The organism is Labrenzia sp. PHM005 (assembly GCF_006517275.1).
In the GTDB taxonomy this organism is placed as follows: Bacteria; Pseudomonadota; Alphaproteobacteria; order Rhizobiales; family Stappiaceae; genus Roseibium.
Window position 1 is genome coordinate 2242602 of record NZ_CP041191.1, and the last position, 22974, is coordinate 2265575.

Sequence of the window (22974 nt, forward strand, 5' to 3'; positions counted from 1 at the left end):
TTTTTTCTCAGACTGGAATTAGGCGATTGTGGAAGTCCGACCAATTAAAGTTGGTTGATCACTTTCAGCGGCTCGACAAACATACGCGGCATCTTAGATTTGGCGGGACAGTAAGCGACAGTTTTCTGACTGAGTATGCCGAGACAATTTTATCGACCGATTATGTGAATTTTGGCGCTTTTCCTGATGGTGAATTGCGGGGCGTAGCGGAATTGCGCGGGCTTTTAGATAGTTGGCCTCGGAGCGCGGAAATAGCTCTTGTGGTGGAGCCTGCCTGGCAGGATCGAGGAATTGGCGAAGCAATGTTTAACCGTCTGCTTGCTGCCGCCCAGAAGCGTGGAATTAAGAAGCTCAATATGCTTTGCCTGCACGAGAATATTCGAATGCGGAATTTAGTCCGGAAGCACGATGCACATCTGAAAATCGAAAGTGGCAATATCGAAGCGACGCTCGGTATGGCGTGGCCAACACCGATATCGATATTCGATGAAGTCTTCAGTGATCCGCGCGGCTATTTGCCCGCACCCTTTCGGACATCTAGCCGGCAAAAAGGGCAGTAGTCCGAACAACCTGAAGGGATTGACCCAGCGGCTCAGTTGTTTCGATTTGCCTATTGCGACTTGAAGCCCAGCCATCACTGCGGCGCCGTTCTTTCATTCACGGGATACTAACGCGGGAAGGGGGCTTCCGCTTCGGTATGGAGGTCATTCCCTTGCTGATGAGCGCCCAAGGCAAACCTTCGCAACTCTGTTCGTAGCTTGGTTATAGGAACAACAGACTCGCATCGCTTTATCGGCGTAACCGGAACTGAGATAACTGAGCACTTAGGACTGCGCTCTAAGTTGAGCTTTCTCACCGGTGTAGGTTCTCATCGCTTCTTCGCACCCGTGTGTCCAAATCATTTCCAGCCAGTGGTCAAATGCATTTGCGAAGGGGCGGGCGGCAGCGATATCGCCATAGATGCTGTTTTCTGTCAGCCAGGTTTGAGGCCGCGTGCGAGCTTTTTCCGCAATATAAGTCAGTTCGGACCAATTTGGGTCGTTCGGTTCAATCGTGGACCCATCTTCGCGGGTCCCTGCGCACATCCGTGCCCAGAGAGCTTCTACCAAAGCAAGGCCTTCTACGGGTGTTCCGGACGCAAGTGCATCTCGAATTATGGGTAAAACAAAGCCCGCATGCCGCGACGACCCATCGAACGCAACGCGCCTGGGTGTGTCGACAATTGCAGGATTTTTGAACCGATCTTCGATCAGATCAACATATTGTGCCGCCGTCATACCTGGAACATCTGCCACATGTGGCACGATTTCGTTAGTCAGAACCGTCCTGAATAACTGGGAGATCAGCGGATGAACCATGCAGTCAGCGACTGTATCAAGCGCAAGAATTTCTCCAGGTCCTGCAAGGATCTGATGACCAGCATTCAGAAGGCGAAGCTTCATCATCTCATACGCGTGGACGTCATCAGTAAATGTCGCCCCTACCTTCTCCCATAAAGGGCGAGCGGCACAAAAATCATCCTCAATAACCCACTGCCGGAAGGACTCATGGGTTACCGGAGCTTGGTCGTCGATGCCGATGTCCCGTGCAAGAGCGATCTCGCGAGGGCCGGTCGCCGGGACGATGCAATCAACCATCGAATTGGGAAAACTGCAGTTTGTATCGATCCAGTCTCCGAGGTCCGGATCTGACAAGCGTGCTAGCCCCGCAATCGTTTGGCGCAAAACATGGCCGTTTGCCAGAAGGTTGTCGCAGCTCAGTCCGGTGAATGGCCCAATTCCGAGGTCACGGCGAATTTTGAGTGCCGCAACAATGGCACCGAATGCTGTGCGCGGCGCATCGGGGTGATGTGCATCATGCGCAATGTCCGGGTGCCCGGCGTCGAGTTCTTTTGTCACGGGATCAATGTAATATCCGCCTTCGGTCACAGTCAGTGCGACGATCCTGACAGCGGGATCTGCCATCTGTGTGATGAGGCACCGGTTATCTGGTTCGATCGGTAGGTAATCGATCATTGAACCAACGACTTCGGCAGTGGCGTGAGAGGGTTTCAACTCGATGAGTGTGGTCAGGCAGTCCTGATCAAGAAGCTTGTTGCGCATGGCAGCGTCATATGAGCGGACACCAGCGCCAATAATGGCCCAATCAAGAGCCTGATTTTCTTGCATGAGACGGTGCAAATACCAAGCTTGATGCGCCCTATGGAAATTGCCGACACCGATATGGACAATGCCTGGTGTCAGCCTGGACCGGTCATAGGTTGGCCGGGCAGTGCTTGCTGGAATCCTGTCAAGATTGGCATCACAAAGTGGGATCAGCTCATCCATTGGCCGCCATCCACATTGTAGGTTTGTGCCAGGATGTAGTTGGCTTCGTCGCTGGCGAGAAACACCGCCATTCCAGTCAAATCTTCTGCGGTCCCCATGCGCCCAAAGGGAACAGATTCGCCGACTTCTCTTTTCTTCTGTCCGGGCGCTTTGTTCTCATATTTTGCGAAAAACGCATCAACGCCATCCCAGTGTTCGCCGTCAACGACGCCAGGGGCGATCGCGTTCACATTGATGCCATGATCAATGAGGTTGAGAGCCGCGGATTGAGTGAGACTGATGATAGCTGCTTTGCTTGCACAGTAGACGGCAACAAGAGGCTCGCCGCGGCGGCCGGCCTGGCTGGCCATGTTGATGATCTTGCCGCCACCGCCCCGGCCGATCATGTGGCGGGCGACCGCTTGCATTGTGAAGAGAGTGCCACTGACATTGATGTCGAAGACCCGTTGGTAGTCGGCTCTTTCAATTTCGACGATCGGAGCTGCGGTAAAGATCGCCGCATTGTTGATGAGGATGTCGATGTGACCCAATGCGGAAACGGTCTCGGTCACAGCACGATCAATGCTTTCTTGGTCTGTGACATCCACTTTTACAGCGATGGCAGCTTCGCCCAAGTCACTTGCGGACTGTTGCGCGCGTTGAAAATCAATGTCAGCGATCGCCACCCGGGCGCCTTCCGCAATGTAGGCTTTTGCGAAGGCCAGACCGATACCGCGTGCAGCACCGGTAATCAGTGCTGTTTTTCCTTCTAAACGCTTCATGGAAGCCTCAGGCCTTTTTCATCGAACTTATGAATGACATCTGCGCGCGGTGTCATGTGGATGCGGTCGCCGTGACGAAAGCCGACTTCCCCATCGGCCCGAACGGTTATCGTGTCCGCAAGGCCTGTGCCGTTCACGTGGAAGAAGGTGTCGGAACCCAAGTGTTCTGAGACGCTGACCACTCCGGACCACAAGCCTTCGGATTCCGAAACTGTGATGTGTTCTGGGCGAACTCCAATCGTGTGAGCGTTATGCTTGGCGGCTTCCGATCCTTTGATGAAGTTCATCTTCGGGGAGCCGATGAAACCGGCGACGAACTGGTTGCGCGGGGTCTTATAAAGCTCAAGCGGAGAGCCAACTTGCTCAATGTTACCCGCCCGCAAGACCACGATCTTGTCCGCCATGGTCATCGCTTCGACCTGATCGTGGGTGACATAAATCATTGTCGTTTTAAGGCGCTCGTGAAGCTCGGAAATCTCCAGACGCATGCCGACCCGCAAAGCGGCGTCGAGATTGGACAGCGGTTCATCGAACAAAAACGCTGAGGGTTCGCGGACAATGGCTCTTCCAATCGCAACGCGTTGGCGTTGGCCGCCCGACAGCTGTCCCGGTCGGCGGTCCAGATAGTCTGTCAGGTTCAGAACGGCGGCTGCTTGTTCCACCCGGCGATCCTGTTCGGCCTTGTCGAGCTTGGCCATGCGCAACGGAAAGGCGATGTTCTTGCGCACCGACATATGCGGATAAAGCGCGTAAGATTGGAAGACCATGGCAAGGCCGCGCTTGGCCGGCGGAACGCTGGTTGCGTCTTGACCGTCAATAAAGATCGTGCCGGATGTGATATCTTCCAGACCCGCGATCAATCTAAGCAGTGTTGACTTACCGCATCCGGATGGGCCGACAAAGACAGTGAATTCGCCATCTTCGATTTCCAGATCAAGCGACGGAATAACTTCCACATCGCCGAACCTCTTTGTCACCTGCTTGAGTGAGATTTGTCCCATGAGAGCGTTTCCTACTTAACCGCGCCGAACGTGAGGCCGCGAACGAGTTGCTTCTGACTGAACCAGCCGAGGATGAGGATCGGCGCAATGGCCATGGTCGAGGCCGCGCTGAGCTTGGCGTAGAAGAGGCCTTCAGGGCTTGAGTAGCTTGCGATAAAGGCTGTTAGCGGTGCCGCATCGGCCGCCGTCAGGTTGAGCGTCCAGAAGGCTTCGTTCCACGCCAGAATTATATTGAGCAGCACTGTTGAAGCGATGCCGGGGATCGCCATTGGTGTCAGGATGTAGAGAATCTCTTCCTTCAGGCTCGCACCGTCCATTCGGGCCGCTTCAAGTATTTCGCCTGGAATTTCCTTGAAGTATGTGTAGAGCATCCAAACGATGATCGGCAGGTTGATCAACATCAGCACGACTGTCAGTCCGATGCGCGTATCGAGCAGTCCCAGTTTGATAAACAAGAGATAGATCGGATAGAGCACACCAACGGCTGGCAGCATCTTGGTGGACAGCATCCAAAGCAGGATATCTTTGGTGCGCTTGGACGGTACAAAGGCCATCGACCAGGCCGCGGGGACGGCAATTATGATCCCCAATAGTGTCGAGCCGCCGGCGATGATTACAGAATTCCACAAGAACCGCATGTAATCCGACCGTTCCTGAACGATCGCATAGTTTTCCAGTGTCCAGTCAAAGAAGAAAAACAGCGGGGGATCATTGATCGCCTGGGCTTCGGTTTTGAAGCTGGTCAGGATGGTCCAAAGGATTGGGAAGAAGATCAACAAACCGATGATCCATGCACCGAGCGTGTTGACGATTTTGCGCTGGTTGGTGACTGCACGAGCCATGATCCGTCCTCCCCTCAAGCGTCCAGGTTCTTGCCGACAATCCGCATCAGGAAGACGGCAACGATGTTGGCGAGAATGATGGCGTAGACACCGCCGGCCGATCCGAGGCCAATGTTCTGGCTTTCTAGAACCCGCTGGAAAATCAGATAGGTCAGCGTTTTGGTGCCAAATGCGCCGGCGGTGGTGACGAAGATTTCGGCAAAGATCGATAACAAGAAGATCGTTTGGATCAGCACCACAATGGTGATTGCACGCGCCAAGTGCGGCAGGATTATAAATCCAAAGCGGGCGAGCGGCGGTGCGCCATCCATTTCCGCAGCTTCCAGTTGTTCGCTGTCGAGCGACTGGATGGCGGTCAACAGGATCAGCGTTGCAAATGGCAGCCATTGCCAGGAAACGATGAGGATGATGGAGGGCAGGGACGCCTGACTAAGCCACAATATGGGTTCGGCGCCAAAGAACCGCCAAATATGCGCTAAGAGACCGTTCACGGGGTCCATGAACATGTTCTTCCAGACCAGCGCCGATACAGTCGGCATGACAAAGAACGGTGCAATGACAAGGATGCGGACAACCCCTTGGCCCCACATTGGCTGATCAAGGAGAATGGCCAGCAGAACGCCCAAAACAATCGTAATAACCAATACCCCTCCGACGATAATGAGGGTGGCGTAGATGCTGGGCCAAAAGGAGCTGGACGATATAAACCGCGTATAGTTGGTAAAGCCGACCCAATCGAGACCGTTGGCCATCGAGTCGCCTCTAAGCGGCAAGTACTTTTTGAATGAAAAGAAAAGGGTCATAGTCAATGGAACGAGCATCCATCCTAGGAGCAGGATTACAGCGGGTGCCATCATAAGTCTGGCTGCAGATCGTGAGTGCTGGGTGGCCATGAATACGCCTCCTCTGTTGACGGCAACGCCGCCTCAGATGCCAATTCGATTGTTTTGGGTGCAATCAGACTAGAGGACCAGAGGGCAGGAGTCCCGCCCTCCGGGAGCAGTGAAGCTTAGCGGTATCCCGCCGCTTCCATTGCATCATTGGTCAGGGCTTGAGCCTTTGCCAAAGCGTCTTCAACACTCTGTTGACCTGCGTATACAGCTGAGAATTCCTGGCTGACTTCTGTCGCAATGCCTGCAAATTCCGGAATTGCTACGAACTGGATGCCAACATAAGGAACCGGTTTGACGGTTGGATTGGCAGGATCCGCCGCGTTGATGGAATCGAGGGTCATCTGTGCAAATGGAACGGCCTGATATTCTGGCGTCTCATAGAGCGAAGTGCGTGCGCCAGGAGGTACGTTGGCCCAGCCTTCTTCCGCAGCGACCAATTCAATGTAGTCCTTGGACGTGGCCCATTCGATGAACTGCTTGGCAGCTGCTTCTTTCTGAGTGCCTGCAGGAACGGCCAGTGCCCATGCCCATAGCCAGTTGGAGCGCTTGCCGAGGCCTGTATCGGGCGCCAGCGCAAAACCGACGCTATCTGCAACCGTAGAGTCCTTCGGGTTGGTTACGAAAGATGCTGCAACGGTAGCGTCAATCCACATGCCGCATTTGCCCTGCTGAAACAGAGACAGGTTTTCGTTGAAGCCGTTGGTTGCGTATCCTGGAGGGCCGGATTCTTTCATCATACCGACAAAGAAGTTGAGCGCGTTTGCCCACTCCGGCTGATCAAACTGGGCGTTCCAGTTTTCGTCAAACCAACGGGCACCGAAGGAATTTCCGGTCACAGTAATAAAGGCGCCGCCTTCACCCCAACCGGCCTTGCCCCGCAGGCAGATGCCGTTGATGTCGTTGTCACGGTCGGTCATCGCCTTCGCAGCTTCGCGGATGAACTCCCAAGTCGGTGCTTCCGGCATTTCCAACCCGGCATTTGCCATGAGGTCGGTTCGGTACATGACCATCGAGCTTTCACCGTAAAATGGAGCGGCAAAAAGCGTTCCATCGTGGCTTAGGCCACTGCGCATAGCAGGCAGTATATCATCAACATCATATTCAGCTGAAAGGTCATTCAGCGGTACTAGCCAGCCGTTGGCACCCCAAATTGGAGTTTCGTACATACCAATGGTCATGATGTCGAAAGCACCGCCTTTGGTGCTGATGTCTGTCGTAACGCGCTGGCGCAAGACGTTTTCTTCCAACGTGACCCACTCGACGGTATGGCCTGTCTTGGCTGTGAAGTCCTCGGTGTAGCCCTGCATGCGGATCATGTCGCCGTTGTTCACGGTGGCGATGGTCAAGGTTTCTGCCGCAGCTCCTCCTACTGCGAGCAAAGACAGCGCTGTGGCTGCGGTCAGTGTGTTCTTCAGTAGCATTTATTCCTCCCTGGACTGGGCGCTATACCCACGGCCAGTGAACGCGAAAAGTTTTCCCGCGTCAAGAAAATTTTTACGCGCGTAAAATTTGACTAGGCAGAGTCGCGCATAATCAAGCGGGCCGGGAATCGGATTTCCTCCCGTTGCTCAAACCGCCCTCCATTTTCGATCAATCGGAACAAGGTGTTAACGACATGTTCCGACACCGCTGCATAATCATGCGAAGCTGTTGTTAACGACGGGCAAGTGAAGCGTGAAAAAGGGTGGCCATCATGCGATGCGACGCGAAGGTCACAGTCTTCACCCCGTCCGACCTTCACACCCAATTCATAGCAAGCAGACAAAAACCCGATGGCCAGGCGATCGTTGCTACATAAGACTGTGTTGACTGGAAGGGCCCTGTTTTCCAGGAGTTCGAGCCCTCCCTGGCGCCCGATTTCTTCAAAACCCCAACCTTGCCCCTCGATGCGAATGACATGGGGCTCCAGCTGCAGGCGCTGCATCATGCTCAAATATGCCTCACGCCTTTTGTTCGCGTTCGGGTTCGCCGGATAACGCATCTCGAAGAAACAAGGCGGTTCGCCCGTTCGGCTTAAATACTCGACAGTTTGTGACACGAAACTGTAGTTGTCCGAGCCAACAAAGGCCTCTCCCATTCCTTCGATATTGCTATCAAACAATACCGTTGGAACTTCCTTGCAGAAGGCCTCGATTGCGGATTTGTCAGACTGTCGCCCAAGCGGAGCGAGCAAAACACCTGCTGGCTTTAACGAACGTAGGCTATTTAGAATGTCGTTTTCCCGCTCCTGCTCACCATGTGAGCCGAAGAGGGTCGGGGCGAACCCGGCGTCAATACAACGCCGCTCGATCACTCGGACGATCTCGGCAAAGAACGGGTCCGCCAAGTAGGGGACAACGATGCCGATATTCTTCGTCATCCGCCTGTTTTGGTTCATTGCATAAATGTTCGGGCGGTAGTCGAACCGCTCTAAAGCGGCCTCTATCCGTTCGCGCGTTGACGTGCGGACGCTTTCAGGATCATTGAAGTATTTTGAAATGGTCGGCCGGGAGATGCCGCTGACAGCTGCAAACTCCTCCATATTCTTCACCTTCCGGTCGCCCATTTATTTGCCTATTCGTATTCGACATCGTGTTTGGACCCAATGCACCTTTTGAAGCGCGGCAGGGAGTTTAGAATATTTACGCGCGAAAATATAAAATTTCCAATTTTTGTTACTTTGAAAACTGGTCAAGTTTTCAGGAAGCCGGAAAGGGGCCGGTCATTTTAGCTTTGACATGCTTGTCAGCTGTCCCTAGCGCAGAAAGCCTTATGGGAGTGGAACCGGGTGTCTTTGGTGCGAATTCGAAGTCTAAGCGGTCTCTAGTTGCCAGATATCGCGCAACAGAGTGATCACGGCGTCAATTGCCGGCAGTTTCTTGTGGGCGTCCAGCGTCACAAAACTCAAACTGGCTGGAACGGAAACTGTGTCCGATACCGCGATCCCGAACGCTTGTTGCTGATGGAGGGCAATCGACTCGCGGCAAAGGCTGAGCCCAACACCGGCACGAACCATTTCCAGCATGGAAGCTTCCTGATCCACCAAAGCAACGATGTTTTGGTGGCATCCAGCTTCCTCAAAAATCCCGCTTAGCAGCCGCCGATGAACCGACACGTCAGGGGTTCCGATCCACGGCAGTTTGGCAAGCTCCGGCCAGGATTTGCCTTCCAGGCGTCCTTGCCAGCCGGATGGGGCAATGACGTGATAGCTGAAATCGGCGAGCTTCATAAAATGCAGGCCCGATTCGCTTTCCGTCACTTCATCCTTACCGGGCTTCGGCCCGCTAAGGTAATAACCAGCATCTATTTGGTTGCGCTGAAGACGGGTAACAATCTCGCCACTCACACCATGTTTCAACTCAGTCTCTATATTCGGAAAATTTTCGCGGACCTGAATGAGCAACTGGCCCAGGCGGATAAATTCCGGATCAACGATTGTTCCGAGCCTGAGCTTGCCGCTGATTTGATTGGTGCGTTGCTCCGCGCTGCGCCGGAAATCCTCTAATGCATCAAGCACCTTTTCGGCTTTTGCCAGAAGGGCCGATCCATCCGGTGTCAGCCTCAATCCCTTGGCGGTGCGCGAAAACAGCAACACGCCGGCGTCTTCGCTGAGGCGTTTTATTTGATGGCTGATGGCGGGTTGACTGAGGTTCAGCACCTCAGCTGCCTGAGAAACGCTCCCTTCCCGGGCCACGGTGATGAAAGCTAACAGTGTATTTATATTAGAAAATCGTTCCATATTCAAAATTCTAATATTGCTCTGTTCAATTCGTCATTAGATTTTTTGCATGGCATCAGTATGGATTTCAAAAAGAGTGTTCTGGGAGGAACCTCCTCACGGCGGCATGACAAGATACCTCGGAATGTAAATCCTGCTGCCAATTCCGTTGTGCCATAAGTCCTCCCTGCCACCAGTACAGAAAACCAGCAAAGTCAGGGGTACCTATGCCATCTGTAAACGAGTCTGATCAGGGTTTCGATTACATCGTCATTGGCGGCGGTTCAGCAGGATGCCTTTTGGCCAACCGCCTGAGCAAGAACCCTGAAAACCGGGTGCTTCTGTTGGAGGCAGGCAAGGCTGATACCTATCCCTGGATCCATATTCCGGTTGGATATTTGTATTGCATCGGCAATCCACGGACCGACTGGCTGTTCCAAACCGAGCCTGACAAAGGCCTTAATGGCCGCAGCTTGCGGTATCCGCGCGGCAAAACCCTCGGTGGTTGTTCGTCAATCAACGGCATGATCTACATGCGCGGCCAGGCCCGGGATTATAACAACTGGGCCAATCTGACCGGCGCTGACGATTGGAACTGGGACAACTGCCTAACAGATTTCATGGCGCATGAGGATCATCACGCGCTCGACAACGGGGCGGATCCGGCGACCGGCGGCAACAGCCGTTTTTCTGACATGCACGGTCATGGAGGGGAATGGCGGGTCGAGAAACAACGGCTGCGTTGGGATGTTCTGGACAGTTTTGCCGAAGCTGCTGTGGAGGCGGGCATCGAAAAGACTGACGACTTCAACACGGGAGACAATGCTGGCGTCGGCTATTTCGATGTGAATCAACGCTCGGGCTGGAGATGGAACACATCGAAGGCCTTCCTCAAACCAGCCAAGCAGCGGCCAAACCTGACCGTTTGGACCGAAGCTCAAGTCGAGCGCCTGACTATTGCTAAAAACGGAGACGGGCAGCTTGCTTGCTCCGGCGCGATCGTCAACCGCAAGGGGCGTTCCACCTCTGTGACGGCCGCCAAGGAAGTTGTGCTATCTGCCGGAGCCATTGGGTCGCCGCAGATCCTGCAGCTGTCCGGCATTGGCCCGGCTGGTCTGTTGAAGTCCCATGGTATTGATGTGGTTCTGGATGCGCCGGCGGTTGGTGGGAACTTGCAAGACCATTTGCAGATCCGGGCCGTGTTCAAGGTCAAGGGGACACGCACACTCAACACGCTGGCCAATTCCCTGTTCGGGAAAGCGGCAATTGGCCTGGAATACGCCTTCAAGCGGTCAGGGCCCATGAGCATGTCACCAAGCCAGCTCGGCGCTTTTTCCCGGTCTGATCCCGACCGCTCGTATGCCAATCTGGAATATCACGTGCAGCCGCTCAGTCTGGAAGCATTCGGGGAAGATCTGCACGACTTCCCAGCCATCACAGTAAGCGTTTGTAATCTAAACCCGACAAGCCGCGGACATGTTCAAATCCGTTCCGGCGATTTCCGGGATGCCCCGAAAATCTCGCCGAACTATCTTGCGACGGAAGAGGACCGCAAAGTCGCTGCCGATAGCCTGCGTCAAGTGCGCGAAATCATGGCGAAGCCAGCGATGAAACAATACGCCCCGGAAGAATACAAACCAGGTATCCAGTACCAGAGCGATGACGAACTGGCCAAATTGGCAGGAGATATCGCCACTACGATCTTCCATCCGGTCGGCACGGTTAAAATGGGCCGGGAGGACGATGCCTCAGCGGTTCTTGACCCTCATCTCCGTTTCAAGGGCGTGTCCGGGCTACGCGTTGTGGATGCCAGCATCATGCCGGAAATCACCAGCGGGAACACCAATGCCCCGACGCTGATGATCGCCGAAAAAGCAGCAAAATGGATTTTGGCCGGAGTCTAAGCGAAGGCTCACTGGAGTAAAGGCCGTTGACTTCGGCTAATGCAATGTATTGCTGGTTCAGCCTTTGCAATACCTCATCGCATCACGAATGGATTGGCCATTGGTTTCCCGGAAATGTTGATCCAGACGGTCTTCGTGCGGGTGTAATCCAGAACAGCCTCAACACCGGCTTCCCGTCCATAGCCGGACTGGTTGAAGCCGCCAAACGGGGCCATGGGAGATATGGCGCGGTATGTGTTGATCCAGCAGATGCCAGCTCGCAACCTCTCTGAAACTCGGTGGGCGCGTGCAACGTCCCGGGTAAAGACCCCGGATGCCAACCCGTAGGGCGTATCGTTTGCCAGGGCGATGGCCTCCTCTTCCGTGTCGAAGGGCAGCAAAGACATGACAGGACCGAACATTTCCACCTTAAGAGTTTCAATATCTGAAGATGGACATTCCACCAGCGTTGGAGCCATGTAGTTTCCTGGCCGCGACAGGGGCGCCCCACCAAAACGGATTCTGGCTCCTTGCGCCTTGGCGTTTTCCAGTGTCGCTGTAATTTTGTTGATCTGCGCCTTTGTGCAAAGTGGCCCGACATGGGTCGCCGCATCCAACGGATCACCAACAGCGATTGTGGCCGCTTTTTCAGAAATGCGCTCAACCAGATTTTCGAAGACACTTTTTTGAACGAGGGCGCGTGATCCGGCTACACAGCTTTGGCCGGAGGCTCCAAAGTTGCCGGCTATTAGTCCATTTGCGGCACCGTCCAGGTCAGCGTCATCGAAAACCAGGACTGGAGATTTTCCGCCCAATTCCAAACTCGTCACCGCGAAATTCTCCGCCGAGTTGCGGACAACATGGCGAGCCGTTTCTGGGCCGCCGGTAAAGGCAATTCTGTCCACATCAGGGTGCCGGGTAAGGGGAATGGCACAGTTCTCAGCATCGCCTGTGACGACTGATACCACGCCTGGAGGAAATCCAGCTTCCTCAATGAGTTTTGCAAATTCGAGCATTGGCACCGGTGCAATTTCAGATGCCTTGAGGACAACAGTGCAGCCCGCGGCAAGTGCCGGACCCAGCTTCGTCGCAGTCAGGAACATCTGCGCATTCCATGGAACCACCGCTGCCACAACGCCGATCGGTTCGCGGCGGGTGTAGACATGCATATCTGGTTTATCGATTGGCAATACGGCGCCTTCGATCTTATCCGCCAGTCCTGCGTAATAGCGGTAGTAGTCGGCGACGTATTTTGTCTGGCTGAGGGTTTCGGCGAGTAATTTGCCGCTGTCCGTGGTTTCCAATCGGCCAAGATCTTCGGCCTTTTGTTCGATCAATTCGGCTAGCCGGTAAAGCAACTTGCCACGCTGGGTTGGGCTCAAATCCCGCCAATCGGGGTCGTTCAGAGCCCGGCGAGCAGCGCCAATTGCTTCTTCAACATCTGACAGCGCTGCACCCGCAAAGGATGCCCAGCTTTCACCAGTGGCAGGGTTCTGGCTGTGCATCACTTGGCCGTCTGCGCCATCGCGCCAGCGGCCATCAATATAGAGCTGATAGTGCTGCATTCTTCCCCCTCAGCCGAATGCCGGCATCACGTCCTCGATGAATCTGTTCAAAGACGCTGTTTTGCGTTCATGGCTCATGCCGTTGTCGATCCAAAATGAAAACTCGTCGTATCCAAGATCTTCATAGCGTTTGAGCAGGTCAATGACCTCTTGCGCGGTTCCGATCGTCAGGTCACGGGCCATGTTTTCTGGCGCCATCATTTTGTTGGCTGCCATTTCTTCTTCAGAAAGTTCAGCAATAAGGCCCTTTGATACAGCCCGTTTATTCTGGAACCAGGCCCCAAAATAACAATAAAAACGGGAAAGTTCCCGGGCCGCCAGTGCTGCATCATCGCCATCCGAAGCTACATATGTGTGATGAAGCAGCATGACCTTAGGCCTTGGGCCGTCGTAGGTGGCGCAAGCATCGTTGAAGCGGTCCATCAGACATTCAATTTCCTCCATTCCCTGCCAAAGCGGCGTGACCTGGATGTTGAAACCTTGGTGAACGCCGAATTGGTGGCTGTTCGGGTCCCGGGCTGCTATCCAGATTGGCGGGCCGTTTTCCTGTAAGGGCTTGGGAGCTGACGTCGTGGCGGGGAAGTTGTAGAAACCGCCATGATGCTCACAGTCTCCTTGCCACAGAGGTCTCAGCAAGGGGGCCGTTTCGCGCATGCGCTGGCCGGCTTCCCAGGCTTCCAGTCCGGGCATCAGACGCTCATATTCATAGGAGTATGCGCCCCTGGCGACGCCAAGTTCGATCCGGCCGCCGGTCATCAAATCGGCTGCGGCCGCTTCGCCAGCTAGTTTTATCGGGTGCCAGAAAGGGGCAATCACAGTACCGGTTCCCAGTCGCACATTTTTTGTGTGATGCGCGAGGTCGACAAGCGTCAGGAACGGGTTGGGCGCAATTGTGAATTCCATGCCATGGTGTTCACCGGTCCAAATAGCCCGCATACCACCGCCATCGGCGAGTTTGCATAGGGACAAAAACTCCTCGTAGAGTTTTTCATGGGGCTGGTCGGGCGTGAGCCGTTCCATATGGGCAAAAAGAGAAAACTCCATGGATCAAATCCCCTCTGTCAATGCGTGGATCTCTCCTGAGACCGTGTCACCGAGATAACAATTGAGGTTTCCGGTCCTGCATTCTTGGGCGTAGCGGGACAACAAGCTGGCAAGAGGCGGACTGGTGAATTTCAGACCGGGAAGGTCTTTTGGAGCAACCGAAGTCAATTTGGTGTCAGCTGCTACACTGGTTGCTTCCGCAAGGAGGTACGCGAAATGCGTATCCTCACCGGGATCATCGAAAACTGAATAGACAGGGCCAAAACTGGCTGTCACGCCCTGTTGTCTTAACGTGGCTGTAAGGGATTTCCGGAGAGCTGTTCTTTCAGGAACCGTGCATTCGGGCAGCCGGTAACCGTCGGCGGTCTTTTCCAGAAGAACGTTGCCTTGATGACGTACCAGTGCTCCTACGACATTCATTTTTGCGGACGGATCACGTGCGTTACGTTCGCGCGTTAGGCTGAAGAATTGACCTTCCGCATACCCAAGGCCTGCTCCAGCCGTTTGCTCGAATGCAGTTACTTCGCCGATCAGGATGACATGGTCACCGGCGGGAATGGCGTTGTGGGTTTGGCACGAGAATCTTGCAATTGCCCCTCGCGGGGCAGGGATGCCATGGGCATCCAGCAGATGATCAGTCTTGGCAAATCGATCACCTTTGAAACCAGCAAAGGTATTTGCGACATCGGTCTGGCTTTCTTCCAAGACGCTTACGCAAAAGCGGTCGCAGGTAGCAAAGGCCTCATAGCTTGATAGGAATTTTCCCGGGCAGACCAGCAATAGCGGTGGGTCCAAAGATACGGATGTAAAGGAGTTTGCCGTGAAACCAACCGGCTTTCCGCTTTTGTCCCGTGCTGTAACCACCGTAACACCGGTCATGAAACGGCCAAAGGCAGTCCGTAACTCGCGGGGATCGATAGGCTTCATGTCGTGCACTCCCTCACAAAATCCAGCAGAGCTTTGTTGACTTGGTCCGGATGCGTCATCGGCATCATATGCGCGGCATCCGCAATCACTTGGGCCTTTCCTCGGGGCGCCAATCGAGCCATCGTTTCGGACATTTCCGGCGTCGAATTCGGCTCAAGTCCGCCAGTCATAAATAAGGCTGGGCAGGACAGCCCTTGGAGCAGGTCATCCGATGGTCCGTCCTCCTCGGCAAAGACTTGATAGGCAGCGCTGTACCCTTGAAAATCTGTGGTCTTTAGCCAGTATTCGCAGGCTTTGCGTGCGTCTGACTGATCAGATCCAAACCAGCGCGCCAGCGTGGGCTCAAAGTCTTGAGAAACCGAGTTGCTAAGCGCATTACTGCGTTGTTGGACAGCCCCTTTTGCGTCAATTGTGCGCCGGTAGATCGCGTTTAAAGCGACAACACCGCGAACCAATTCCGGGGCTCGGGCCGCCAGATCGAGCGCGATCATAGCCCCCATAGAGTGACCGATGATCACGGCCGGCTGATCTAATACCGCTGCAATGCGCGCGGTGAACGCAGCGAGGGTCGCAGGGCCATCAAGAGGAACGCTTTCACCATGGCCGGGCATATCGACCGCAACCATCTGAAACTCCCCGTTGAGCTCGTCAATCTGAGCATTCCAGGCCTCCGCGCGCAGTCCGACACCATGGATCAGGAACACATTCGGCCCTTCTCCCTGGCGGATGCTGGCGATACCAGCGCTTTTAGACCGCGGCCGGGTTGTCCACGTCACGACCCATCTCCTTCAGATCCTGATATCGGTCGCCAATGCGATGGAATGGCCGGCCAGACGTTGCTCCGCCGAGGACGACAACCACTTCGTCAGCGCGCGGAGCATCGGGGATAGAAAACTGAATTGTCAGATAGTGAGATCGTCGCCCGGCGTCGTTTTTATCCATGAGCGGAATCATGATCGGCGCATCGGCCGGTCCTCGGGTGTTGGTAAAGGCGAGATAGGACTTTGCGCCGACGGCTTCTCGGTAATGATTACCGAAGCGCAAGGTATGGATCAGACCGGAGGCGTGCTCGATTTCCCCGTCAAGACCGACAACCGCGGCCTTGCCATAAGCTTCGATAGCCTCACCGCTTCCGCCAAGCTTGATCATACGCTCTGTCAGCAACTCACCTAGAACGGGGCCGAAAGCCAGAATTTCCGATTTTAGGTCTTCAACAAAACGACCAGCCCAAGGGTTTTTCACAACGGCTGCAGCCGCAAACAGATGCCATGGGTGCTCGGTCTTCTTAAAACCCTCAATGAAGATCTCTTCTTCGAACGTGACTATTTTCCGGACTTCGGGCTGCATCCATCTTCTCCGTTTGGTTCCTACCAGCGTCGGCCCGAAGTATTCGCTTGCTTGACAATCCGCACAAACGAATGATTTTGACACTTAGGTATTAGTCAAACTAATGGGTAACTTGCGCATGGCTTCAGCTCTACCGCCGCTAAACTGGTTCCGCGCATTTGAGGCCGCGGCCAGGCATTTGAGCTTCACCGCCGCAGCGGAAGAAATCGGCATGACACAATCCGCTGTCAGCCAGCAGATCAAATCGCTGGAACTTCGATTGGGGGTGCCGTTATTCGAGCGCAAACCGCGCGGGCTTGCCTTGACCGACAATGGCCGGCGTTTGTTGCCCCAGGTTGATGCTGCCCTTGATCAGCTGACCGAGGCCTCCCGGTCGTTTCTACCGGAGAAGCCGGAAAAATTATTGACGATCTCTCTTTCAATCAGTGTGCTTCAATGGGTCATCGCACCTGTTCTGCCTACCTTTCAGGTTGAACATCCTGATATATCGCTTCGTTTCATGGGCGCAGTCTGGCCTGATGAATTCAGGCGGTCTCTGGCAGATATCGTCATCAGTTTTGGCTCGCGCAAACAGGCCGGCCCGAAGGCTGTTTTGCTCGGCAGCAACAGTTTGATCGCGCTGAAGCCAGCAAACCTTAGCGGCGAGATGGGAGACTATCCGTTGATTGAAGCTGTCGGAGTTTCCGGTGGCTGGGATACGTGGAGTGCTGCTGCGAAGATCAAATGCCCCAAACCTTCGATCTTTGTCGATTCATATGGCGCGGCACTTGAATTGGCGGTCAAAGGAAATGGGGGGTGTCTTGTCAATGAAATGCTCGCCCGCCATCCGCTTAGAAGCAATATGGCGGTACCCATTCGCCCAATCCTGCTGAGCTCGAACGAAGGTTATTTCTTATCGATCAACCGTGAAACTGCGGAAGCCGGCATCTTCGTCGATTGGATCAGCAGGATTGCGTCAGAAAACCCGGTTCGGTTCGAGCCATCCGACGTGTGATCCTTCAAAAGCTCCGCCTTTAATACAGATAGACGATCAAGGACGGCATTCCGGCGGGCATCGAGATCGGCCCTCAGCCGGTCGATATGTTCGAGCTTTTCTGTCAGTTTGGCGATGCCGCCTTCACAAGGCCGGGCTCCCTCGTCTGATAGACAGGCACTCATGGCGCGAATTTCACGGGTGGAAAATCCCGTCGCTATGAAGTCCCGAATTCGCCCGGCGCGGCGCAAATCAGCTTCGCTATAAGTGCGATATCCGTTTTCGGACCTGCGCACATCCAGTAACCCAGCCTTCTCATAGTGGCGTAACATGCGTTGGGTGATCCCAAGTCGTTCGGCAGCTTCCTTGGCCTGCATCCCATTCCCTTTCCAACTAACTTTGACAAATATGTTAGGGGCTGGATTGAAGATCAATAATGTCGGCGGTAGGGGGTCTTCGCCCGATTTGCCCAAGTATTAGGTTCGAAGCGACCAGCCGCCATCCACGGTCAGGACCTGTCCAGTCAGCCACTCGTTTTCCGAACTGCCCAGCCGGAGGATCCAAGGGACGATATCGGCGGGAACACCACGCCGGCCGAGAGGAACTTGAGCTTCTTCTTGCGCTTCGATCTGCTGAGCCATCTCGTCCGGCAATCCCATCATGCCGGTCAACGCGCCACTTTTGACTGGCCCTGGCGCAACGGCATTTACTCGGATGCCATCGCCGGCAAACTCGATAGCCCAGGAACGGGTCAAATGTTCCAGAGCGGCTTTTGTGGCTGCATAATGCGCCACCATAGGAACCGCGTTCCGCGATACAGCAGTTCCAATGTTGACAATCGCCCCTTTGGTTGTGCGTAACGCTGAATGACCTTCTTTTACCAGCAGAGAAGGGGCAACGATATTGACGGCTGACATCTTGGAGATCAGGTCGGCGTCATAGGCCATAACCGGCAGAGGCTGACCGGCACCTGAGTTGTTGACGATCAGATCCAGCCGTCCCCACCGGTCTAATGCAGTGTCAACAATGCGCGCAGCGCTGGCGGGATCTGAACTGTCTGCCTTTAATGTAACGATTGCCTTATCCGCTGACGCCACATTGGCCAGCTTCGCCTCATCGCGCCCTGTGACAAGGACTTTTGTGCCGCGTTCTGCCAATGCGAGCGCAGTGGCCTCTCCGATGCCAGAACTTCCTCCGGTGATGATTGCGACCTTGTTCTGCCAAGTGGTTTCCCGTGTCATCCTGAGTTTAATCCTATCTTCGAATGCGGCACATTTTGATGTGCGCATAGGCTTAGAGGATTGACACTAGTGTCAGGGTCAAGCGGCAAAGATCATGAAAGCAAAGAGATGTTTTCGATTTCGAATGCCTTGTCAGCGGCTATTGATAGGGCCGCAGCATTTCCACGAGAGGTATCACAATCTCGCGGATCGCTCTGCGATTAAACAACGTCCGCGACAACTGCGAGGCAGTCTCCAGATTTGATCAGTCCGGGAAAATGGCGGGCCATCAGGATGCCGGATCGTTTGGCATGGTATTCAACCGGGGCAACACCTGTCCGATCCGTTGCCCAGACTTTGGCAACCACATCACCGGCAGCCACGTCATCACCGAGATCCAAAACCGGTTCAATCATGCCCTTGCCTTCGCAGAAGACAAAACAGTCGCCATCGGGCATGTCGAGCAAAATTGTCGGGCCGAGTTCAAGGTCACCGTGCATGATGCCGGCGTGCCGCAGAACATTTCGGATCCCCTTCTTTGCAATTGCGATAGACCGGGCGGTCGACGTGCCGCCGCCACCAAGTTCGGTCGTCACGAAAACCTTGCCCTGTTCTTCAACCGCGGTGTCATACATGCCGACATTGTCAATCTCGAGCATGATCGCTGTGTAGGGCGCATTGAAGGCGTTGGCAGCGGCAACACAGGCTTCCTGCTGGGCCTTATTCTCGAGCACATGTGCAGAGGCAAAGGGCACAAAATCCAGTGTCTTTCCACCGGAGTGGAAATCGAGAACGATGTCGGCCAATGGGATCAGCACGGTCTCGAAATAGTGCGCGATCTTCTCTGTCACTGTCCCGTCTGGGCGGCCGGGAAAGGACCGGTTCAAGTTGCCTTTGTCGATCGGGGAGGTTCGCGTTCCTGCTTGAAACGCCGGGTAGTTGAAGGCCGGTATAATGATGACCCGGCCTGTGATGTCCTCTGGAGACAAGGAAATGGACAAATCTTGCAGGGCGACCGGGCCTTCATATTCATCGCCGTGATTGCCGCCGGTCAACAAAGCCGTCGGGCCGTTGCCGTTCCGGATCACCGTAATGGGAATCATGACCGAGCCCCAGGCGGAATCATCGCGGCTATAGGGCAGGCGCAGATACCCATGATGGACCCCGTCTTCGTCAAACGGGATCGTTGGAACAATCGGATTTTTGGTCATGGGTCAGGCTTTCACAAACAATTTGCGCGGAACATTTGCAAGGCATTCGGGTTCACCGTCCCGGATGACAATGCTTTCCGTGATCTCAAATCCCCAGTCTTCCATCCAAAGGCCGGTCATGAAATGAAACGTCATGTTTTCCTGCAAGACCGTGCGGTCGCCACTGCGCAAAGACATGGTGCGCTCGCCCCAGTCCGGCGGATAGGACAATCCGATCGGATACCCCGTGCGATTGTCCTTTGTGATGCCGTGTTTTTTTAGGACTGCGAAAAAGGCATGTGCAATATCTTCACACAGGTTCCCGGCTCTTGCCGCCTCCAGCCCCGCTTCAAGTCCTTCTAATACAGCCTGCTCGGCATCCAGGAATTTCTGGTCAGGTTTCCCTAAAAAAAGAGTGCGCGACAGCGGGCAGTGATAGCGATTGTGGACACCGGCGACTTCGAAGAATGTCCCTTCGCCGGCAAGCATTGGCTGATCGTCCCATGTCAGGTGCGGCGCAGCGGCGTCGCTTCCCGACGGCACAAGAGGAACGATGGCCGGATAGTCGCCACCTGCATCCAAGTTGGCATCATATTTAAGTCCCGCATCGTAGATTTCCGCGACCAGGTCGCATTTGCGCAGACCAACCTCGGCCTTTTCTAGGATACGGGCATGAATGTTCTCGACTTTTTTACCGGCAATTCGGAGATATTCGAGTTCCCGTTCGGATTTGACTGCGCGTTGCCAATTCACAAGACCGTTGGCATCGTGAAAGTGGGCATTTGGCAGGTTCTTTTGCAGGGATGCAAAAGCGGCTGCGGAGAAATAGTAATTGTCCATCTCCACGCCAATGTTGGATTTGCTCCAATCAAAGTCTTCAATCCTGGTTGAAAGGTAATCCATCGGATGGCAATCCGTCGATTGCACATAGTGATCCGGATATCCGATAATTCGGTCCGGATGCATGAAGCAGGTCCGAAGCGCTCCGTTTGCATCCTGCCCGCGCCCGAACCAGATCGGTTCGCCGTCCAGACCGACCAGCACAGCCTGATGCACGTAGAATGACCAGCCGTCATAGCCAGTCAGCCAGTTCATGTTGGAAGGATCTGAAACGATGAGCAAATCCAGGCCAGCGGCTTGCATCGCTTCCCGGGTCTTTTTGACCCGCTGATGATATTCGTCTCTAGTAAAGCGGAGAGTAAGCTCAATCACAGGCGCAATCCCTTGCTTATGCTTCGATGGTTATGCCGGCATTTGCGGCCTGTGCCCGGGCTCGGGCAAATGTTGCAATTGCGGTATCCTGAACGCCGGTTCCGGTCAGGTCACAGATCGTGATGGCTGCATCCGAGGTCCGGCCGGCCGCCTTTCCCGATACAATCGCGCCCAGATCATCAAACTGCGTGCCTTTGGTTACGGTGCCGGCTGCTAGAGCCGCGCGTAGTTCTCCCATCAACTCGGTTTGAGATTGACGATCTGGAACATAAAGATCTGCCTTGGCCAAACACTCAGGCGCGAGTTCACTCTTGTGAGATTGGTCCGAGCCCATTGCAGTGACGTGCTGTCCCGGCTGTAACCATTCCGCGCTTATGAGGGGTGCGCTGCTGGGAGTCGTCGTCACAATCACATCGGTTTGAGAGACTGCTGCCGGCAGATCGGAAGCCGGCAACACCTCGATACCGAGCTGTTTCGTCATCTGGCTTGCCGCACTTGATGCCTTTTCCGGGTCACGCGCCCAGATCAGAGCTTTCCTGATTGGCCGGACTAGGCACAAAGCCTGGAGCTGCAACCTGGCTTGGGTTCCTGCCCCGACAATACAGGCAGTGGAGGCTTCTTCCGGTGCCAGATGTCTCGCCGCAACAGCTCCCGCAGCAGCTGTGCGGATATCTGTCAGATAACCGTTGTCCAGCAGCAATGCCTCGACCATTCCGGTTTTCGCCGAAAACAGGATCATCAATCCCGACGTGCTCGGCAAACCAATCTTGGGATTGTCGAAAAAACCCGGCGACACTTTAATTGCAAAGCTGTCGATCCCCGGGACATAAGCTGTCTTTACATCAACCTCACCGTTGAACTGAGCAATGTCCATCGACAAGATCGGCGGCATGATGACACCGCCGGCGGCCAATGCAGCAAATCCCCGCTCAACCTTGTCAATTGCGGTCAGGTCAAGCTGGACCGCTTTTCGCAATTCATCTTCCGTCAGAATGGCAATGTCAGGCATGGTTTATGCGTCCCCTTCAGCCGTGAGATCGACATCTTCGCCGGAGGTGATCCGGTGATGCAGCTTCATGTCGATGTTTCCGCCAGACAGAACCGCGACAATTGAGGCATCTGATCGCACTTTCCAGCTGATCAGCGCTGCAATGCCAACAGCTGCAGCACCTTCAATGATCTGTTTTTCCTGCCAATACGCATGACGTATTCCAGCGGCGATTTCGGCTTCGCTTACCAAAACCACCTCATCGACCAGATCCCGGGTCATCTGAAACGTGAACCGGTTATCCAATCCGATGCCGCCGCCAAGGGAGTCGGCAAGGCTGGGTTCTTCGGTGACCTGAACGGGGCAACCTGCTTTCAACGATGCAATCATGGCCGGGCCTCTTTCCATGGAGATCCCGATCACCTTGACCGACGGTTTCGTTGCTTTGATTGCCGCGGCAACACCTGAAATCAGCCCGCCGCCCGAAAGCGGAACCAGCACGGTACCAACATCGGGAACATCTTCAAGAATTTCGAGACCAAGTGTGCCCTGTCCGCATATGACATCCCGATTATCGAAAGGCGGCAGGAGTACAAGCCCCTTTTCAGCGACCAGCCGGTCCGCCTCGATCTGCGCTTCATCCTGCGAGTTGCCGGTAATCAGGATTTCGGCACCCAGGTCCCGGATTGCCGCAACCTTGTTTTCCGGCACTAGGCGAGACATGCATATTGTGCAGGAAACGCCAGCTTGTTTGGCCGCAAATGCGAGTGCCCGGCCGTGGTTTCCGGTTGAAACGCCGACGATACCACGGCGGCGCGCTTCGTGATCCAATTTCGCAACAGCATTCGTTGCGCCCCGGAGTTTGAAACTGCCGGTGTCCTGCAGGTGTTCCAGCTTGAGATGAACAGGTACGCCTGCATGTGCACCGAGATTGGCAGACGGCACCACCGGCGTGTGCCGAACGGCGGTTGAAATCGCCGAGCGGGCGGCAACAAAATCCGCCACCTGAAACCGACAGCTTGCGCTCACTGGTCCTCCCTCAGCACAACTATCGATGTCCAACAAACATGATCCATTTCCAGTTCCTCAGAGATTGTTTGTGGA

At 54.7% G+C, this 22974-nt stretch carries 22 protein-coding genes; 3 read left to right on the plus strand and 19 right to left on the minus strand.

From position 1 onward, the window contains the following. Positions 1-26 precede the first annotated feature (26 nt). Entirely contained in the window at positions 27-560 is a 534-nt protein-coding gene (locus FJ695_RS10165; RefSeq protein WP_168206313.1) for a GNAT family N-acetyltransferase, read from the plus strand. Between the two features lie 264 nt (positions 561-824). Here the strand turns inward: FJ695_RS10165 and FJ695_RS10170 are convergent, their stop codons facing one another. From FJ695_RS10170 to FJ695_RS10205, 8 genes are all read right to left on the minus strand, one after another. Further along, positions 825-2327: a mannitol dehydrogenase family protein gene (locus FJ695_RS10170; RefSeq protein ID WP_141185343.1), complete on the minus strand. Its 1503-nt coding sequence runs from the start codon at positions 2325-2327 to the stop codon at positions 825-827. Next, positions 2315-3088 (minus strand): L-iditol 2-dehydrogenase, encoded by a 774-nt coding sequence (locus tag FJ695_RS10175; protein ID WP_141185344.1) that lies wholly within the window; start codon positions 3086-3088, stop codon positions 2315-2317. Before FJ695_RS10175 ends, FJ695_RS10170 begins: the two co-directional genes overlap by 13 nt. Further along, complete coding sequence (locus FJ695_RS10180; protein ID WP_141185345.1) at positions 3085-4089, minus strand: ABC transporter ATP-binding protein; 1005 nt, start codon at positions 4087-4089, stop codon at positions 3085-3087. Before FJ695_RS10180 ends, FJ695_RS10175 begins: the two co-directional genes overlap by 4 nt. Before the next feature lie 11 nt (positions 4090-4100). Continuing rightward, positions 4101-4931 (minus strand): carbohydrate ABC transporter permease, encoded by an 831-nt coding sequence (locus FJ695_RS10185; protein WP_141185346.1) that lies wholly within the window; start codon positions 4929-4931, stop codon positions 4101-4103. 14 nt (positions 4932-4945) lie between these two features. After that, positions 4946-5824 (minus strand): carbohydrate ABC transporter permease, encoded by an 879-nt coding sequence (locus FJ695_RS10190; protein ID WP_141185347.1) that lies wholly within the window; start codon positions 5822-5824, stop codon positions 4946-4948. 116 nt (positions 5825-5940) lie between these two features. After that, entirely contained in the window at positions 5941-7245 is a 1305-nt protein-coding gene (locus FJ695_RS10195; RefSeq protein ID WP_141185348.1) for a sugar ABC transporter substrate-binding protein, read from the minus strand. Between the two features lie 92 nt (positions 7246-7337). Further along, the gene (locus tag FJ695_RS10200) at positions 7338-8345 is read right to left on the minus strand and encodes a LacI family DNA-binding transcriptional regulator (RefSeq protein WP_371708983.1); all 1008 of its coding nucleotides are present in this window, start codon (positions 8343-8345) and stop codon (positions 7338-7340) included. A gap of 270 nt (positions 8346-8615) precedes the next feature. Then, positions 8616-9542 carry a LysR family transcriptional regulator gene (locus FJ695_RS10205; RefSeq protein ID WP_141185350.1) on the minus strand — a complete coding sequence of 309 codons (927 nt, stop codon included), beginning with the start codon at positions 9540-9542 and terminating at the stop codon, positions 8616-8618. 206 nt (positions 9543-9748) lie between these two features. Here FJ695_RS10205 and FJ695_RS10210 point away from each other — a divergent pair, with 206 nt between their 5' ends. Then, the gene (locus FJ695_RS10210; RefSeq protein WP_141185351.1) at positions 9749-11425 is read left to right on the plus strand and encodes a GMC family oxidoreductase; all 1677 of its coding nucleotides are present in this window, start codon (positions 9749-9751) and stop codon (positions 11423-11425) included. Positions 11426-11499: 74 nt separating this feature from the next. Here FJ695_RS10210 and FJ695_RS10215 read toward each other — a convergent pair whose 3' ends face one another. The 5 genes from FJ695_RS10215 to FJ695_RS10235 are packed head-to-tail and all read right to left on the minus strand — an operon-like array spanning position 11500 to position 16287. Then, a complete protein-coding gene (locus tag FJ695_RS10215) occupies positions 11500-12969 on the minus strand; it encodes an aldehyde dehydrogenase (protein ID WP_141185352.1) in 1470 nt (489 codons plus the stop codon). A 9-nt stretch (positions 12970-12978) separates the two neighbouring features. After that, positions 12979-14013: an LLM class flavin-dependent oxidoreductase gene (locus FJ695_RS10220; RefSeq protein WP_141185353.1), complete on the minus strand. Its 1035-nt coding sequence runs from the start codon at positions 14011-14013 to the stop codon at positions 12979-12981. A 3-nt stretch (positions 14014-14016) separates the two neighbouring features. Then, complete coding sequence (locus FJ695_RS10225; RefSeq protein ID WP_209010994.1) at positions 14017-14940, minus strand: flavin reductase family protein; 924 nt, start codon at positions 14938-14940, stop codon at positions 14017-14019. Then, the gene (locus FJ695_RS10230) at positions 14937-15716 is read right to left on the minus strand and encodes an alpha/beta fold hydrolase (RefSeq protein WP_141185355.1); all 780 of its coding nucleotides are present in this window, start codon (positions 15714-15716) and stop codon (positions 14937-14939) included. The genes FJ695_RS10225 and FJ695_RS10230 overlap by 4 nt, the downstream gene beginning before the upstream one ends. Further along, a complete protein-coding gene (locus FJ695_RS10235) occupies positions 15688-16287 on the minus strand; it encodes an amino acid synthesis family protein (protein WP_141185356.1) in 600 nt (199 codons plus the stop codon). The genes FJ695_RS10230 and FJ695_RS10235 overlap by 29 nt, the downstream gene beginning before the upstream one ends. Before the next feature lie 118 nt (positions 16288-16405). Here FJ695_RS10235 and FJ695_RS10240 point away from each other — a divergent pair, with 118 nt between their 5' ends. Next, positions 16406-17281, plus strand: a complete 876-nt coding sequence (locus FJ695_RS10240; RefSeq protein ID WP_141185357.1) for a LysR family transcriptional regulator — start codon at positions 16406-16408, stop codon at positions 17279-17281. Here FJ695_RS10240 and FJ695_RS10245 read toward each other — a convergent pair. The 6 genes from FJ695_RS10245 to eutB form a co-directional block, all read right to left on the minus strand. Next, complete coding sequence (locus FJ695_RS10245) at positions 17173-17637, minus strand: MerR family transcriptional regulator (RefSeq protein ID WP_141185358.1); 465 nt, start codon at positions 17635-17637, stop codon at positions 17173-17175. The two genes, FJ695_RS10240 and FJ695_RS10245, sit on opposite strands and share 109 nt — an antisense overlap. Positions 17638-17736: 99 nt before the next feature. Further along, positions 17737-18501 carry an SDR family NAD(P)-dependent oxidoreductase gene (locus tag FJ695_RS10250; protein ID WP_141185359.1) on the minus strand — a complete coding sequence of 255 codons (765 nt, stop codon included), beginning with the start codon at positions 18499-18501 and terminating at the stop codon, positions 17737-17739. Positions 18502-18701: 200 nt separating this feature from the next. Beyond that, entirely contained in the window at positions 18702-19691 is a 990-nt protein-coding gene (gene doeB / locus FJ695_RS10255; RefSeq protein WP_141185360.1) for a N(2)-acetyl-L-2,4-diaminobutanoate deacetylase DoeB, read from the minus strand. Between the two features lie 3 nt (positions 19692-19694). Continuing rightward, positions 19695-20879, minus strand: coding sequence for an ectoine hydrolase DoeA (doeA, locus tag FJ695_RS10260; RefSeq protein ID WP_168206531.1), 1185 nt, complete (start codon positions 20877-20879; stop codon positions 19695-19697). A gap of 19 nt (positions 20880-20898) precedes the next feature. Further along, positions 20899-21891 carry an ectoine utilization protein EutC gene (gene eutC, locus FJ695_RS10265; protein WP_141185362.1) on the minus strand — a complete coding sequence of 331 codons (993 nt, stop codon included), beginning with the start codon at positions 21889-21891 and terminating at the stop codon, positions 20899-20901. Positions 21892-21894: 3 nt separating this feature from the next. Beyond that, entirely contained in the window at positions 21895-22899 is a 1005-nt protein-coding gene (gene eutB, locus FJ695_RS10270) for a hydroxyectoine utilization dehydratase EutB (RefSeq protein WP_141185363.1), read from the minus strand. Positions 22900-22974 lie beyond the last annotated feature (75 nt).

Coding starts and splice junctions, on each gene's coding strand:
- FJ695_RS10225 (WP_209010994.1), bottom strand. CDS start 14,940: ATGAAGCCTATCGATCCCCGCGAGTTACGGACTGCCTTTGGCCGTTTC.
- FJ695_RS10190 (WP_141185347.1), bottom strand. CDS start 5,824: ATGGCCACCCAGCACTCACGATCTGCAGCCAGACTTATGATGGCACCC.
- FJ695_RS10170 (WP_141185343.1), bottom strand. CDS start 2,327: ATGGATGAGCTGATCCCACTTTGTGATGCCAATCTTGACAGGATTCCA.
- FJ695_RS10220 (WP_141185353.1), bottom strand. CDS start 14,013: ATGGAGTTTTCTCTTTTTGCCCATATGGAACGGCTCACGCCCGACCAG.
- FJ695_RS10210 (WP_141185351.1), top strand. CDS start 9,749: ATGCCATCTGTAAACGAGTCTGATCAGGGTTTCGATTACATCGTCATT.
- FJ695_RS10235 (WP_141185356.1), bottom strand. CDS start 16,287: ATGCAGCCCGAAGTCCGGAAAATAGTCACGTTCGAAGAAGAGATCTTC.
- doeB (WP_141185360.1), bottom strand. CDS start 19,691: ATGACCAAAAATCCGATTGTTCCAACGATCCCGTTTGACGAAGACGGG.
- FJ695_RS10180 (WP_141185345.1), bottom strand. CDS start 4,089: ATGGGACAAATCTCACTCAAGCAGGTGACAAAGAGGTTCGGCGATGTG.
- FJ695_RS10175 (WP_141185344.1), bottom strand. CDS start 3,088: ATGAAGCGTTTAGAAGGAAAAACAGCACTGATTACCGGTGCTGCACGC.
- FJ695_RS10240 (WP_141185357.1), top strand. CDS start 16,406: ATGGCTTCAGCTCTACCGCCGCTAAACTGGTTCCGCGCATTTGAGGCC.
- FJ695_RS10205 (WP_141185350.1), bottom strand. CDS start 9,542: ATGGAACGATTTTCTAATATAAATACACTGTTAGCTTTCATCACCGTG.
- FJ695_RS10250 (WP_141185359.1), bottom strand. CDS start 18,501: ATGACACGGGAAACCACTTGGCAGAACAAGGTCGCAATCATCACCGGA.
- FJ695_RS10245 (WP_141185358.1), bottom strand. CDS start 17,637: ATGCAGGCCAAGGAAGCTGCCGAACGACTTGGGATCACCCAACGCATG.
- FJ695_RS10215 (WP_141185352.1), bottom strand. CDS start 12,969: ATGCAGCACTATCAGCTCTATATTGATGGCCGCTGGCGCGATGGCGCA.
- FJ695_RS10200 (WP_371708983.1), bottom strand. CDS start 8,345: ATGGAGGAGTTTGCAGCTGTCAGCGGCATCTCCCGGCCGACCATTTCA.
- FJ695_RS10195 (WP_141185348.1), bottom strand. CDS start 7,245: ATGCTACTGAAGAACACACTGACCGCAGCCACAGCGCTGTCTTTGCTC.
- eutC (WP_141185362.1), bottom strand. CDS start 21,891: ATGCCTGACATTGCCATTCTGACGGAAGATGAATTGCGAAAAGCGGTC.
- FJ695_RS10185 (WP_141185346.1), bottom strand. CDS start 4,931: ATGGCTCGTGCAGTCACCAACCAGCGCAAAATCGTCAACACGCTCGGT.